General features: G+C 38.6%; 7 protein-coding genes. 2 read left to right on the top strand and 5 right to left on the bottom strand.

What is annotated here, in order from left to right; translation table 11 throughout:
- Window positions 1–112: 112 nt before the first annotated feature.
- The 5 genes from SOM16_RS18480 to SOM16_RS18460 form a co-directional block, all read right to left on the bottom strand.
- Window positions 113–1,201, bottom strand: coding sequence for an acyl-CoA dehydrogenase family protein (locus SOM16_RS18480; protein ID WP_320465480.1), 1,089 nt, complete (start codon window positions 1,199–1,201; stop codon window positions 113–115).
- A 69-nt stretch (window positions 1,202–1,270) separates the two neighbouring features.
- Window positions 1,271–1,891: a nicotinamide riboside transporter PnuC gene (gene pnuC, locus SOM16_RS18475; protein WP_320465479.1), complete on the bottom strand. Its 621-nt coding sequence runs from the start codon at window positions 1,889–1,891 to the stop codon at window positions 1,271–1,273.
- A 480-nt stretch (window positions 1,892–2,371) separates the two neighbouring features.
- Window positions 2,372–5,371 carry a DNA gyrase/topoisomerase IV subunit A gene (locus SOM16_RS18470; RefSeq protein WP_320465478.1) on the bottom strand — a complete coding sequence of 1,000 codons (3,000 nt, stop codon included), beginning with the start codon at window positions 5,369–5,371 and terminating at the stop codon, window positions 2,372–2,374.
- Between the two features lie 378 nt (window positions 5,372–5,749).
- Window positions 5,750–7,429, bottom strand: coding sequence for a GLPGLI family protein (locus SOM16_RS18465; protein WP_320465477.1), 1,680 nt, complete (start codon window positions 7,427–7,429; stop codon window positions 5,750–5,752).
- Window positions 7,430–7,464: 35 nt separating this feature from the next.
- Window positions 7,465–7,953, bottom strand: a complete 489-nt coding sequence (locus SOM16_RS18460) for a cytidine deaminase (RefSeq protein WP_320465476.1) — start codon at window positions 7,951–7,953, stop codon at window positions 7,465–7,467.
- Window positions 7,954–8,100: 147 nt separating this feature from the next.
- Between SOM16_RS18460 and SOM16_RS18455 the strand changes: the two genes are divergently transcribed.
- The gene (locus tag SOM16_RS18455) at window positions 8,101–13,095 is read left to right on the top strand and encodes a translocation/assembly module TamB domain-containing protein (RefSeq protein WP_320465475.1); all 4,995 of its coding nucleotides are present in this window, start codon (window positions 8,101–8,103) and stop codon (window positions 13,093–13,095) included.
- Window positions 13,079–15,382, top strand: coding sequence for a BamA/TamA family outer membrane protein (locus SOM16_RS18450; RefSeq protein ID WP_320465474.1), 2,304 nt, complete (start codon window positions 13,079–13,081; stop codon window positions 15,380–15,382). Before SOM16_RS18455 ends, SOM16_RS18450 begins: the two co-directional genes overlap by 17 nt.
- The last annotated feature ends 8 nt before the right edge of the window (window positions 15,383–15,390 follow it).

Here is a 15,390-nt window from a genome sequence, read left to right as displayed (position 1 = left end):
AAAGTACCATTTGCGAAAACTACCAAGCCGTTTTGCACCTTTGTGATTCCGCCTAAATTAGAGAAGCTTCATCACAGATTGTAGAACGAACCTGAAATCAACATAACATGTATCAGCTTTCGAAAGTTAGCAAGGCATGTTGACTGGCGGTATGAAGATCTCGCCAAACCCGGTTTATTTCTGATTCTTTCCTGGCAGCCTCCAACCCGCAATAAGGGAATAGTGTGTCTGCCGCTCGCCTGCAGGCATGCGCAAGTTTCCTGCTCACTTTACTTACGGCATCCAGTTGCTCATCGGCTATTGAACTTTTTTGAATCAACTGATCCCAGGATTGATCAAAGTTCTTATAGAATGCTTCTTTTAGTGAACTAACTTCTGTTTTGCATTTTCCCAATTCAGACTTAAAGAAAGCAATCTGGTTGTCGTTGTATCTGCGAAGGCCTGTACGGGCGTAAAAAGAATCTTCCACTAACCTGATAAAGTGTTGCGCCATCCCGAGGCTATTTACCGCCAGTGTTGTTTCTGCCAATTGCAAAAACGGATAATCAAAACCCTCATCTGCAACCGCTATATCATTGTTAATTTTAAAAGCCCTGTTTTTTGGAACCTGCAAATTATCTACTTCAAAGGCATGGCTCCCTGTAGCAATAAGGCCGAAGTAAGACCAGCCAGAAAGAATTGTTACTTCATCTCTTTTTAGAATGAACGACATGATTTCAGGATTCCCTTCCTCATCCAGGATATCGGTTCCATCTCCATTTTTCAAGATACAATTGGCAGTAAATATAGTAGCATGTAACGCACCACTGGCATATTTCCAATGTCCAGTGATTAGATAGCCATTTTCAGTTTCTATTGCGACCCCACCAACAGCACCACTCCCTGCGAAGCAAGCTTTTTCATCTTCAAAAATTTCTTCTGCCAGTTCCGGATTTAAAAAACCGGCGAACCATCCGGCACCGGCACAAAGTGTAACCGTCCACCCTAAGCTCCCATCAGCTTCTGCCAGCTCCTCTTCCAATCTTAAAATTTCAGGGAGTTTTTTCCCTGCCCCGCCGTAAATTTCAGGCACAAAAAGTTTAAACCAGTTTTCCTGATAAGCAAGTTCTAAAATTTCAGGATGCAGCTCACCCATCTCTTCAGATTGTGCCGCAAATTTGCTTACTTTTTCTTGCCAGGTTTGTATTAGTGTATTTTGCATGTTCTCTTTATGTGTTCCCGATGGAGACTTTTTACCCCTCAACATTGTTGTCTATTCTACAGAAGCTGTTTAGACTGTTCTTAGTTTCCGCTTGCCAATAATATTTTTCCAATCTAAAAAGCCAAAGATGGCCACGATAAATAGAAATGTAGTTAAACAGGCCACAAGCGGCAGTTTTTTATGAAATAGTAATGGGATGGCCACGATATTTGAAATGTTCAGGAAAATCCAGTTTTCAATTTTACGCTTAGCTAAAAGCCACATGCCGGCCCAGGCAGTTGATGAAACAAAAGCATCCAGCAAGGGCACATCAGAATCAGTATGGTTTTTTAACACAAAAAATAGCACAAAAAACCCTACAACCGAAATAAGTATCGCAGTTAACAACTCACTATTCGTACTCCACGAAACTTGGTTTTCGCCATCTATCTTGCGCTTTTTCCAAATAATCCATCCATAAACACTCATTACCAGGTAATAAATACTCAAAAGCATTTCGGCATAAAGCTTCACATTCAATAAGAGGAACATGGATAAGAGGATTGAAATGATCCCTGTTGGGTAAAGCCAGATATTATTCTTTTTGGCTAACAATACTTCAGAAACGCCAAAGCCGACAGCCAGCCACTCCACAAAGGAAGTATGTAAAATTTGTTCGTAAAAAAGCCTGAACCACTCTTGAAAATTCATTTCAAATAATTTTGCCTTGCGACTAATAAAAAATAATTGAAACTGCTTTCAGGGCGAAACAGTATGGTAAATTTAACCTCTTCCCTACGTCGGCATTATCCGAATCAGGTCGTTTAAGGTAGAAAGATTAAAGGCTTAAAAGTAGAGGGTAAATCATCTACCTTATGGCCATCTGTCTTCTACCTTTTTTGGGTGTAATCTCAGCCTCCGATTGCAACAGGTGTTGCACCATTCGAAAGCACCCCTTTGAGTAAGGCAAATATAAGTTTTAAATTGATAGGTTTTTGTTCTATATGGAATTTACATTCCAACCTACCTCGGGCAAATTAATCGCATATTGTTGTTCCAAGGATAGCGACTGGGTTAAGATTAATTTATACCTATGCGTTTTCGGTTCGTGAGACACCAAACCGATCGATGTCTGGGAATAGCTATAGCATTGAGATTCTTCATTGTTCCTCCTCCCAGTGATAACCTATGTTAAAACAACCCTAGCTGGCCTTTATCATCTATCTCGATATCATTAGGATTGGTGATTTCAAAATCTACCTTCTTTGCGGGCTTTTCCGCTGCTTTTGGCTTCTCTTTCACTTTGGAATCCTCTTTCTTCAAAGTTGCAGGTTTTGGTTGCTCAGGAACTATTGGTTGTTCAGTTACTACTTCTACAACAGCAGGTTCTTCAACTGTCTTTTCTACGGCTTTAACTGACTCTGGAGCAGGCTTTTCGCTTACCAACTTTTCTTCTGGCACAACCATCTCTTCAACAGCGGGCACTATCTTGCGTTCAAACTTAGGTTTCGGCGGCTCTACCATTGGTGTTTCAGCTATCTCCCCGCTAACTTCTGGCTTAGGAGTGTCTTCGATTGCGTCAGGCTCAACAAGGTCTTCAACAATTTCTGGTTCCGCTACCTCAACTTCCATAACCTCATTTAAACCGCTATTATCTCCACCCTCTTCGTTTTCATCCAGTTCTTCAACTTCTGGTTGAGGTTCTTCTAATACAACCTTTTTCACCTCATGTGGAGATAATCGATTACCATTCGCTTTCAAACCTTTCACATCAATTAATTCAGAAAGCATTAAATCTAATGTCTCCGGAATTTGCGTTTTACCTTTCAATACATCCACAACCACCTTTGCTGCCGGGTGTGCAGTTAAAAACAAGAGCTTGGATTTCTGCTCTTCACTAATGAAAATCGTTTTTCTACCTACAGATTGTAACTCGAAAACAAAACGTTTAATGAAATAATTCTGGGCTTTACCTTCAAAATGAACAGCTGCAAAAACTTTCTCCGGATCAAATTTTTCAATCAGAATCAAACCATCATCAAAGTGATTGCTCAATTCAAAAGAACTTAATTCGTAATAGCCATCTTTATGAACCTGTAAAATGCGGTCGTCGCCATCAAATTCACCAAGATATTTACCTCTGCCATCAACGTTTAGTCGTTTTAATAAATCATCATACCAGATCTTTAATCCTGATAAAGTAGAAACGCCTTTACTCTTCAATGTAACCTTCTTGATCGGGAATTTTGAAATAATATTTCCTTGCGAACCGCGACCTTTGATTGCCACCTCTGCAAAATCCTGATCGAATTGCAGTTTACGCAATTTTGAATGCGGTTTTAGTGCAACATTAATAATTTCAGCTTCACCGTTAGGGTTAGCCGTGAAATATAAAACTTTAGAACCTTTGGTTCCTTTGGTTAAATCGTATTCCTTATCTCTTGTTACGCCAACAACGGCAAAACGTTTAATGTATGATGTTCCGGTACCACCATCTTTATAAATCATATTGTAGATGGTGCGCTCATCGTTCTTTTTAAACACCTGAGCGTGAATAATCCCCTTACCTACAAAGGTTTTATCGGCCACTTTGGTAATCATACACTTTCCATCTTCACGGAAAACAATCACCTCATCTATATCTGAACAATCGGCAATAAATTCATCCTTACGTAAACCCGTACCAATAAAACCATCTTCACGGTTCATGTATAACTTCACGTTTGCCAGGGCTACTTTCGATGCTTCCACCCGATCAAAAAGGCGGATTTCGGTTCTCCGTTCCCTTCCTTTTCCGTACTTGTCTTTCAACCGTTGAAACCAGGCAATGGTATAATCAGTAAGGTGTCTCAAATGATTTTTAACCACCTTAATTTCATCTTCCAGATTTTTCATCTGCTCATCTGCCTTTTTCACATCAAAACGGGTGATGCTACTCATTGGCTTATCGATGAGTTTTTTGAAATCCTCCGGTAAAATTTCGCGATAAAGGGAAGGTTTGAAAGGATCAAACAACAAGTGTAAAACCTCAACAACGGTATCGAAATTACTCGAATTTTCATATTCAGGGTTTTTATACATGCCCTCCTGAATAAATATCTTAAGCAGCGAACTAAAGAAAATTTTCTCCTGCAGTTCATGCAATCGAATCTCTAATTCCCGTTTTAATAATCTTTTGGTATGCTTTGTATTTTCAATCAGAATGTCGTTCACACTTAAAAAATGTGGCTTATCATCCTGAATGATACAAGTATTTGGTGAAATCGAAACTTCGCAGGCGGTGAAAGCATATAAGGCATCAATAGTTACATCAGGCGAGATACCAGGTGCCAAATGAACAATAATCTCTACATGAGCAGCTGTACTATCCTCAATCTTTTTGATTTTGATTTTGCCCTTATCGTTAGCGGCCAGAATACTATCAATCACCGAGCTGGTGGTGGTGCTATAAGGCACTTCCGTAATCACAAGCGTTTTCTTATCCTTCTCTGTAATTTTTGCCCTAACCCTGATTTTGCCACCACGCTGACCTTCATTGTAATTCGAAAAATCGGCCATGCCCCCGGTAAAAAAATCGGGAACTATATTTGGCCGGATATCTTTAAGCACCTCAATGGATGCATCCAGCAGTTCATTGAAATTATGCGGCATCACTTTCGTGGCCAAACCTACCGCAATACCTTCTGCCCCTTGTGCCAATAACAAAGGGAATTTAACCGGTAAAGTAATCGGTTCGTTATTCCGCCCATCGTAACTTAACTGCCACTCGGTGGTATCCGGATTAAAAACCACTTCGTTAGCAAACTTCGATAAACGTGCCTCGATGTAACGGGGAGCAGCTGCACTATCGCCAGTTATGGGATCGCCCCAGTTCCCCTGCATGTCTATCAGCAAATCTTTCTGACCAATCTGCACCATCGCATCGCCAATGGAGGCATCACCATGTGGGTGATATTTCATTGTATTTCCGATTACGTTAGCGGCTTTATTGAAACGCCCATCATCCATTTCCTTTAATGAATGCATAATGCGGCGTTGAACGGGCTTTAAACCATCATGAATGTGCGGCACGGCACGATCCAGAATTACGTAAGACGCATAATCCAGAAACCAGTTTTCGTATAAACCGTTAATTGGGGTTATGGTATGTTTGTGTTCTTCGTTTACGTTTTGGTCTAATTCTTCACTCATTTACTTACAAAAATTGGCAGCCGTAAATATAGGAAAAATGATGTGACCGAGTGAATAGAGGTTATGCACATTTCGATGTTAGAAAAGCTGCTCATTTTAATTTGGAAAGCAATATTTCTAGCTTTTTTTAATGTTCTTCCTGCTTTACGCTAAATCTGTTTTGCACCTCTTTTGAAGAATAATAATTTATACTCTACAAAAAGATATCGCTGCAATCAGGTTTAAATGGCAAGTTGGTGCAGATGGCCAGAAAAAACCTTCCCAAAGCCGATAGTTAAAGGTAAATTCGAAAAAAGCTAAAACGCTGAAAGACAGCAACCTGATATGAGCGCTAATACTTAAAGACAAGCGCTGAACATTTCATTTGCTCACGCAAAACTATTCCGTTCCCATCAATAAACCTGATACATTCCAGGCACTGGCATACGAACCTTCCGGAAGCCCCATTGGAATCGCGACCTTGATCGTATGTGTTCCTGCCTTCAAATCACCTAAAGGAATGATGTTCGGATTTGTTACGGTTCCCGGGCACCAGTTCGAACGGCTCAAATCTGACGAAGACAACCCGGTTTCAAAATTTCCGGATGCCGGATTAGATAAGCGGTAAGAACCACAGTCCATTCGCCAGGGCACAAAAGCAAACGTTTCTTTGCCATCCAAAATGATGGTGTTTTTCTTTGGTACAAATTCATCTCCACCACCCCAACCACCATGGCCGGTAGTAATGTAGCGCAGTTTAGCGTCTTTCAAATCTTTGGCAATGGTAAAAGAAACTTCCAATCCTTTTTCGCTACTGAACATGGTAGCATACTCCTGACCGGCCATTTCCATTACATTGGTAGAATTAAATAAAGGCAGCAAAACCTCTTTCTCAACTTTCTCCTGCCTGTCTTTATGTAAAGTAATATTCATTGATACGCGATGGCCACCTTTATCATAGTTACCAATAAAAACAGCTACCCAAACTTCTTTGCCATTCATTAATGGAAAAAGTTCTGATACATCTTGCCTGTAGTAAACTTTTTCTGCCCAATTTTTATCTTTCAGCTTGAGGTTATTATATTTCCCAACACCAAAAGGCGTAAAAAAACGCATCAACTCAATAACCGGATCGTAATTCGCGGTTGCAATAACCCCCTGGTAGGTTTTGCCATTTCCATTATTATAAACAGGCAAAGCTTTCACCGAACTCTTCAACGCGTCCATTAAACTGAGCGATTTATCAGTGGGGATGATAAATACAGAACCTGTCCGATCATAAGCATCGCCATTAGATTGCTCGGTTAAATCAACAAAAACATTCGGCCTGGATTGCAGTTCTGGGAACTTTACTTTCCTGGCAATCACGGTTCCACCTGCAAACCTGAAAATGGAATCGTTTGATTGTGGTTTGTCTATAAAATTGATCGTTTCATGATTAAAAACGTTCAACGTAGTAAACCTGCTTTTCCATAACAGGTCTTTATAAGATAAACCATCGGTTAACTTTAAATGTGCTACATCAATAAATTTATAACTCTTGACCTCTTCAATCTTAGTAGCCGTAACATAACTGTTTCCGTTACGAACCTGTTCTAAAACCAGCCCAAGACTTTGCCCCAAAGCCGTTGGTGCTGCTTTAATACCAGCATCGGTAGTATACCACAATTCGATGGTATTCGAGTTAACCACCGTTTTTGCTTTCTTGCAGTTATAGCCAAGAATCACTTTAGTTTCATTGCTAAACTCAAAAGCCTGCTTTGCTATAGCAGAACTATCTGCAAATGCAATCTGGCTTTGCTTAGTCAAGCTAGCCATCTGAAATAAGATATTTTCTGGTTTGGCAACAACACTCTGCTCATAAGGATAATTCGATCCGTTGCGCTGGATGTTTTGCGAAGTAATTAAATTCTGCTGCTCGTTAACTATAATTATTGTTGGGTTTCGATCTTCTTTTGGTTTCCCGTCAGCAGATCGGCTATAAGTAATCTGATAGGTAGCCTTTGGTTTTAAAGCTTTTTGAGCTTGTGCAACAACTGAAATGACAAGCAGAAAACAGAGGATAGAAAATCGTTTCATATATGGAGAAAGACCAAATATAAGCAAGCGAAATCTTATCTTTCTAACCGATCTTCCACAAAAGAAAATGGCAACAAACTCTTTACACTCGGCACCTTTAAAATCTCGCCATTCAGACAATAAAAAATTACCGCAATTGGCATTGTTTGCTTCCGTTCGAACTCTGCCATTACCTGTAAGCAACCTCCACAAGAAGTAACAGGTTTAGTAATTTCAAAATTATCCGTTTGAGCGGTAATGGCCATACTTTCGATAATTGCATCAGGCTGATTAGAACCAATTGCAAACAACGCCACCCGTTCTGCACACAATCCGGATGGATAAGCAAGGTTCTCCTGGTTACTTCCTAAAATAATTTCTCCGGATGACAGGCGAATAGCCGTACCCACCCTGAACTTGGAATACGGAGAGTAAGATGTGGCTAAAGCCCGCTCCGCATTTTCACATAGTTCCTTGTCGTTTTCTGGCAATTCACTGATACCACTGTATTGTTCAAAACTTATATTCAGATTTAATAATTTCATTTTTAATATTTTACGAAACCGCCTATGTTAAATTTTTGTGGCGGGCGAACAATTTAGGTTATTTTTTGTATTATTTGTAAACACGCTATTAAAATTAATTTTGATAGCGTGTTTATAGTATTATAAAATCACCAAACACCATCCGCTTTGAATAAATACGTACGTAAAAGTTTAAAAGTTTTACTTTGGGTAATCGCTACGATAATTATCCTGATTGTAGGTATTGCACTCTCACTCAACATTCCTGCAGTACAAAACTTTGTTAAAGGAAAAGCAATTAATTATCTCAAAACTAAAACCAAGACTGAGGTTAGTTTAGAAAGCATCAAGATTGCATTACCGAAAGATGTAGTATTAAACAAATTTTATATCGAAGACAGAAAAGGAGATACACTTCTTTATGCAGAGAAATTGGCGGTAGATATTAGTCTTTTTAAACTGTTAAAAAACACTGTTGAGATTAATAACATCGAGTTAAAAAATATCCGCGCAAATGTAAAACGGATTGATCCGGATACCACTTTTAACTTTTCTTTCCTGGTGGATGCTTTCATGAGTGATCAAAAAAAACCTGAAGAAAAAGTTGACAAGGATACTACCTCAACGCTTAAATTCTCTGTAGATAAAGTTTCTTTCGAAGATATAGGCATTACCTATCGTGATGATGTTGCTGGTAATGATGTAAAACTTTATCTCGGCGCACTTAAAACCAAATTGAAAACGTTCGATTTGGCTAATCAGCATTATGTAATCAGCAACCTTAATTTAGATAATACATCTTTAAGCTATCTGCAACAGAAACCGCTAACGCAACTGGTGCAACACCTTACCAACAGTGTAGATAGTACAGAAAAAGAAACAGGAAAGCTTCCTCTAGTAGAGGTAGAAAATTTCGCTTTTAATAATGTGAAAGTGAATTACGATGACCAGATCTCTACTACCAAAGCGATAGCCAACATAAATGAACTGGGCTTAGTAAATTTAAAGGTTGATTTAACAAACAGTAAATATGCTGTTGAAGATGCTAAACTGAATAAATCCAATATCCTTTTCGCTTTCAAACCAGCAGCAAGCAATGATTTGAAGACAGTTAAAGATACCGTTGTTCCTGAAAAATCTTCATTAGGATTGATCATTAAAAACATTAGCCTTGCTGATAATAATGTACAATTTGATAATCTGGGTGCCAAGGCTGCTCCGAAAGGAATGGATTTCAACCACCTTAAAATTAGCGGACTTACTTTTGGCGCAGGAGATGTAAGTTATAGTGCAGATGGAATTAAAGCCAATGTAAAAAATGGATCGTTAAAAGAGAAAAGTGGCTTTGCACTAACTGAGTTGAAGGGTAATGCTATTTATAACGATAAACAGATTAAGCTGAGTAATTTCGTTTTAAAAACACCAAATACTGATATTGAAAACGCTACCGAGTTAAATTTCACCTCAATGGAGGACTTAACTAAACATCCGGAGCGGGTTAAAATGGCTTTAAGTTTAAAAAACACCACTATAGGACTTAAAGATGCAGGCTATTTTAGTGATGCCATTCCTGCCAGTTACAGGAATGAAAAGATTAAAATCAACACTGAAGTGAATGGTTATTTGAACGACCTTAAAATTCCACGCTTACAAATTACCGGGTTAAAGAATACGCAAATAGACATTAGCGGTACGGCCAAAGGTTTACCAGATGTAAATAAGACCTATCTCGATCTGAACATTAAAAAACTCTATATCACCAAGGGAGATATTTTAGTTGTTGTTCCGAAAAAATCTCTTCCACCATCTATCGAACTGCCGAATGTAATAAACGCAAGAGGTAAGTTCACCGGATCAATGACAGATTTTAATACCAACATGAATATTCAAACCGATATGGGTGGGGCTGTTGTGGTGGCTGGTATGAAAGGACCAAAAGGCCGTGAAAGTTATCAGGCAGATATTAGCCTGAATAATTTCAACGTGGGTAGATTGTTGAAAATGCAGCCTAAATTAGGTCGTGTGTCAGTTAAAGCAGATGTTGCTGGTACTGGTCTGGATCCAAAAAAGATTAACGCAAAGTTCAATGCACGGGTATTAAGTGCCTTTTATAATAAATATACTTATCGCAATTTGAAACTTGCCGGTACGTATGCCAATCAGAAAGTGGCCATTAAAAGTAGTATGCCAGATAGCAATGCAAACTTTGCTTTGGATGCCAATGTTAACCTTGCCGGAAAATACCCTGCTATACGAGCAGATCTAAATTTAAAGCAAATTAACCTTCAGGCATTAAATTTCAGTCCGACAGTTTTAAGTGCTGCGGGTGTTGTAAAGGTTGATCTGGCCACAGCAGATGCAGATTATTTAAATGGAAATATTGACATTACAGGACTTCAGGTTGCAAAGGATGCACAACGAATCAATGTAGATACCATCTCTGTTTTTGCTAAATCTACAGATACAGAAAATCTGCTAACATTAAAATCAGAAATTTTATCAGCAAAGCTGGATGGTAAGTATCAGTTAACGAAAGTGAGCAATGCCATCATCAATGAAATTAACAAATATTACGCTTTTGGCGAGGTAACGAAAATCCCGGATCAAAGAATGCGTTTTGCCGTTCAGGTTTATGATTCTAAATTATTAAAACAATTCGTTCCTGAATTAACTGTATTTAAACAATCCCAGTTTTATGGATTGATTGATACCCAAAAAGATAGTTTGCAGGTTAAAGGTAACTTCCCGCAAATTGTTTACGGCGATTTCAAAGTGGATACTACCGTTTTAAACATTAATAATGATAACAATAAGTTAGATTACGCTTTAACAGTTAAAGCACTTCAAAGTCCGTCAGTTTCACTTTTCAATACCGAAATCAGCGGTGATGCGGCAAACAATTTATTAGGTTTAAATATTTTCCTTCGCGATAGACAACGAAGAGATAAATATGTAATTGGTGGAAACTTCCAATCGATTAATAAAGATTACAAATTCACCTTAGATCCTCAGAAACTATTACTCGACTATCAAAAATGGGTAGTTTCACAAGACAATTATATTCAGTTTGGCTCATCAGGAATCCTGGTTAATCAGTTCCAGATCAGCAATAACGGTCAGTCGCTATCCATTAACAGCAATCCAACACAACCAAATGCACCACTATCTGTTGAGTTTAAAGATTTCCAGTTAGAGACCTTAACGAAGTTTGCCGAAACGGACACGACTTTAGTTGGCGGACGTTTGAACGGAACAGCAAATGTGAAAGACCTGGCGACTAGTGCTAAATTCGAGGCCAATTTAACGATCGACCAATTACGTTACCAAAAAGACCAGTTGGGAACGTTGCGTTTAGCCGTAAATAATGATACCCAAAATGCTTTTGAAGTTAATGTTGCGTTAACTGGTGTTCATGATTTACGTGTAAATGGGTTTTACTATACAGCGCCACAAAGTGCACTGGATTTAACCGTAAATATTGATAAGATTGAGATGAAAAATATTGAAAGCTTATCTGCAGGGCAATTAAAAAATGGAACCGGAACGCTTACTGGCGCGCTTACGGTTAAGGGGGCACTAACCGCTCCTAAAATCCTGGGTGATTTAACTTTCAACAATGCCGGCATTAATGTGGCCTACGTGAATTCCTATTTCAGGATGCCGAACGAAAAGATTTCCTTCACCAATGAGGGAATTTCATTTAATAACTTTACGTTAATTGATTCACTTAACCAGAAAGCAACCATTAATGGAAAGGTATTGACAACTGATTACCGGGATTATCGCTTTGGTTTGGATATCAAAATGAATAACTTCCGGGTGATTAACTCTACTGCCGCAGATAACGATATGATTTATGGTAAGGTTTTCCTCACTACTGACATTAAAGTTAGGGGAGATTTAAATCAGCCTGATGTGAATATGAATATCAAGGTAAATAAAGATACCAGGTTTTTCTTTGCCTTACCTACCAGCGATCCATCTATAATTGATCAGGATGGAATAGTTCAGTTTATTGATGCAGATGCGCCGCCATTTAATGGGCAGAAAGCGCTAAAGATAGATAGTATTAGTAAATCTCCGGTAAAAGGAATCAACCTTGTCGCGGCGATTAGCATTGATCCAGAAGCAGAACTTAATGTGGTGGTAGATCCATCTAATGGCGATGCATTGAATATAAAAGGTGATGCAAACCTAAATGCCACAATGGATCCAAGTGGAAAAATAAGCATGACTGGCCGATATGAAGTGATAGATGGTTCTTATAACTTATCTGTTGGTCCGTTAGGTAAAAAAGCATTCAAACTGGTAAAAGGAAGCACTATTGTTTGGACGGGCGAGCCTACCTCTGCTAATGTAAACTTAACGGCCCTATATGAAGTAAACGCTGCACCAATCGACCTACTTAATCAGCCTGATTTATACGAGGCAAGAACGAAATTACCATTTCAGGTTTATTTAATGATGAAAGGTGAATTATTAAAACCAATTATATCTTTCAGACTGGATTTACCTGAGAATGAACGTAATGCTTTAGGCGGACAAGTTTACACTAAGTTAATTAATGTAAATAGAAATGAAAGTGAATTGAACAAGCAAGTGTTCGCTTTACTTGCGCTGAATAGATTTATAGCCAATAATCCTTTCGAAAGTTTAGCTGGCGGCGGCGGAGGGGTTTCAACACTTGCCCGTTCCAGCGTAAGCAAGCTTTTAACTGAACAGTTAAATAACCTGACTTCTGATTTAATTCAAGGTGTAGATCTTAACTTTGGCGTAAATTCTTCAGAAGATTATTCAACAGGTTCGATGCAGCAAAAAACCGATCTTGAAATTGGATTATCTAAAAAATTACTAAATGATCGGTTAACAGTTACCGTTGGAAGCTCATTTGCTTTAGAAGGTCCACAGGCACCTGGAGAAAAATCTACGGATATTGCAGGAAACGTAAATGTAGAATACGCATTATCAGCAGATGGAAGATATAGGTTACGGGCATACAGAAGAAATCAAAACGACGTAATTGTTCAGGGCCAGATTATTGAGACAGGTTTAGGATTTACCCTTGTTGTAGATTACAATAAATTCAGAGAGATATTCCAGAAGAAAAGAAACAGAAGAACAAGAAACATTGAACAGAAAGCACAAAATGAGAAAACTAACTAGACCTATCCTATTTTTATTGGCCTGTTTAGTTTACGCGGGCTGTAGCAGTACCAAATCTTTAAAACCAGGTCAGATTTTATATACTGGCGCTGATGTAAATATTAATCCGGATTCTTCTGGAAAAATTGATGATGAAAAGCAGGTAAAGGCAGATCTAAAAAGTAAAACCCGGCCAAAGCCTAATAATAAATTGAAATTAGCCATCTATAATTTTGCCGGTGAACCGAAAAAAGCTAAGGGAGGTTTAAGAAACTGGATCAGAAAAAAAGGTGAAGCACCTGTGCTGTTGAGTGAAGTAAAGCTAAAGTATAATAACGATGTATTAACCAGTTATCTTTTGAGTGAAGGGTATCTTCAGGCTACGGTTACAGGCGATACCGTAGTAAAAGAGAGAAAAGGAAAAGCCATTTATACAGCAATAACTGGTGAACGATATAAAATCAATAGCATAACGTTCCCGCCAGATACGGGCACATTGACCAAAATTATTAATAATAATAAAGGCAAAACCCTGTTAAAAGTAGGCGACTATTATGATTTAGATGTATACAAAAACGAACGGATTCGAATTGACAACGATTTAAAAGAAAATGGTTTCTTTTATTTCAGCCCGGATTACCTGATTATGCAGGTAGATAGCACCATTGGCAAAAACCTAGTAAATATATCAGTTAAGGTGAAGGACATTGCTCCTGATGCAGGCTTGAAACCATATACGATCAAAAACATTAATATTTACCCGAGTTACTCCTTAAGGAGAGACACTGTTCTAAGGCGTTTAAAACCGTTAGAATATAAAGATTTTAATATTTACGATGACAGAAAAACCTTTAAACCGAGGCTGTTCGATCGTTTAGTATTTTTCCAAAAAGGAGAACCATATAACCGTAGGGATCACAACCAATCTTTAAACAGAATGGTGAACGTGGGTGCTTTTCAGGATGTGCGGGCAGAATTTCTTCCAGTTGATAGTTTTAAGAACAATGAGCTTGATCTGAATATCTATTTAACACCACTAAAAAAGAACTCGTTAACTTTTGGTGTAACCGGAACGAGTAAATCAAACAACTTTGTGGGTTCTGAAGTTAGGGTAACGCAAACCACCAGAAACCTTTTTAGAGGTGCCGAGCAATTGGATTTAAGCGTAGCCGGGGGCTTTGAAACACAAACAAGAGGAACATCATTAGGTAAAAACTCCGTGTCGCTTACTACCGAGGCGAAGTTAACCTTCCCAAGATTCATCATTCCATTTTATAAGCCAAACAGTACCACCGCTTTCATTCCTAAAACCATTGCTTCGGTTTCCTATCAAATGCTGAACAGAGGCGGTGAATATACCTTGAATGCTTTTAAAGGTGAATTTGGTTATAACTTTAAAGAAAACCAATATAAGGAACATAATTTTAATCCTATTTCGGTGAGTTATATTTCTACGGGCTTTCCGAGCACTGATGTGAGAGATAGTTTATATGATGCAAACCCACTCCTTAGATCAACCCTTGAAAATCAATTCATCATTGGTAGTAATTATAATTTTACTTACACCAATCAAATGGAGACTAACCGCAGAAATAATACTTTCTTCTTTGGAAGCATAGAAACTGGCGGAAATTTATGGGGAGCTTTTGTGCCGAAAGATGATGAAGGCAGGCGTGCAATCTTCAATGTGCCGTTATCGCAATTTGTTAGATTGGAAGCAGATTTAAGAGATTACTATAAGGTTACCAGAAATGTAACCTGGGCAAATCGTTTAAATTTTGGCTATGGTTATGCCTATGGAAACAGTACTTCCCTACCCTTTGTGAGGCAATTTTTTGCTGGAGGAAGTAATGATATCAGGGCTTTTCCAGCCAGGACATTAGGACCTGGGACATACAAAGTGGGTGAAGATGCTACCTTTGCAGATCAGGGTGGAGACATCAAAATGATGCTAAATTCAGAATTAAGATTTAAATTGGTTAGCGTTTTATATGGTGCACTATTTGTAGATGCTGGAAACATTTGGTTAAGAAAAGAAGATGTAGGGGTTCCAGGCACTGATGATACTGGCCGCCCAGGTTCCGAATTTAAACTTAAGAATGCTTTAAATGAATTGGCGGTGGGTACCGGAGCTGGCTTACGGGTAGATGCAACCATTTTTGTGGTTCGCTTAGACGTAGCTTTCCCTGTTCGGAAACCTTATCTGCCAGCAGGACAACGTTGGGTATTTGATAATATAGCCTTTGGAGACAAAGCCTGGAGAAGAGAGAATTTAATCTTTAATATTGGAATAGGATATCCATTTTAATTTTTCGA

This window comes from Pedobacter sp. CFBP9032 (assembly GCF_034045265.1).
GTDB lineage: Bacteria > Bacteroidota > Bacteroidia > Sphingobacteriales > Sphingobacteriaceae > Pedobacter.
Note: the sequence above shows the minus strand (reverse complement) of the source record. Positions and strands in the feature narration are given on the sequence as shown.

Coding starts and splice junctions, on each gene's coding strand:
- SOM16_RS18480 (WP_320465480.1), bottom strand. CDS start 1,201: ATGCAAAATACACTAATACAAACCTGGCAAGAAAAAGTAAGCAAATTT.
- pnuC (WP_320465479.1), bottom strand. CDS start 1,891: ATGAATTTTCAAGAGTGGTTCAGGCTTTTTTACGAACAAATTTTACAT.
- SOM16_RS18470 (WP_320465478.1), bottom strand. CDS start 5,371: ATGAGTGAAGAATTAGACCAAAACGTAAACGAAGAACACAAACATACC.
- SOM16_RS18465 (WP_320465477.1), bottom strand. CDS start 7,429: ATGAAACGATTTTCTATCCTCTGTTTTCTGCTTGTCATTTCAGTTGTT.
- SOM16_RS18460 (WP_320465476.1), bottom strand. CDS start 7,953: ATGAAATTATTAAATCTGAATATAAGTTTTGAACAATACAGTGGTATC.
- SOM16_RS18450 (WP_320465474.1), top strand. CDS start 13,079: ATGAGAAAACTAACTAGACCTATCCTATTTTTATTGGCCTGTTTAGTT.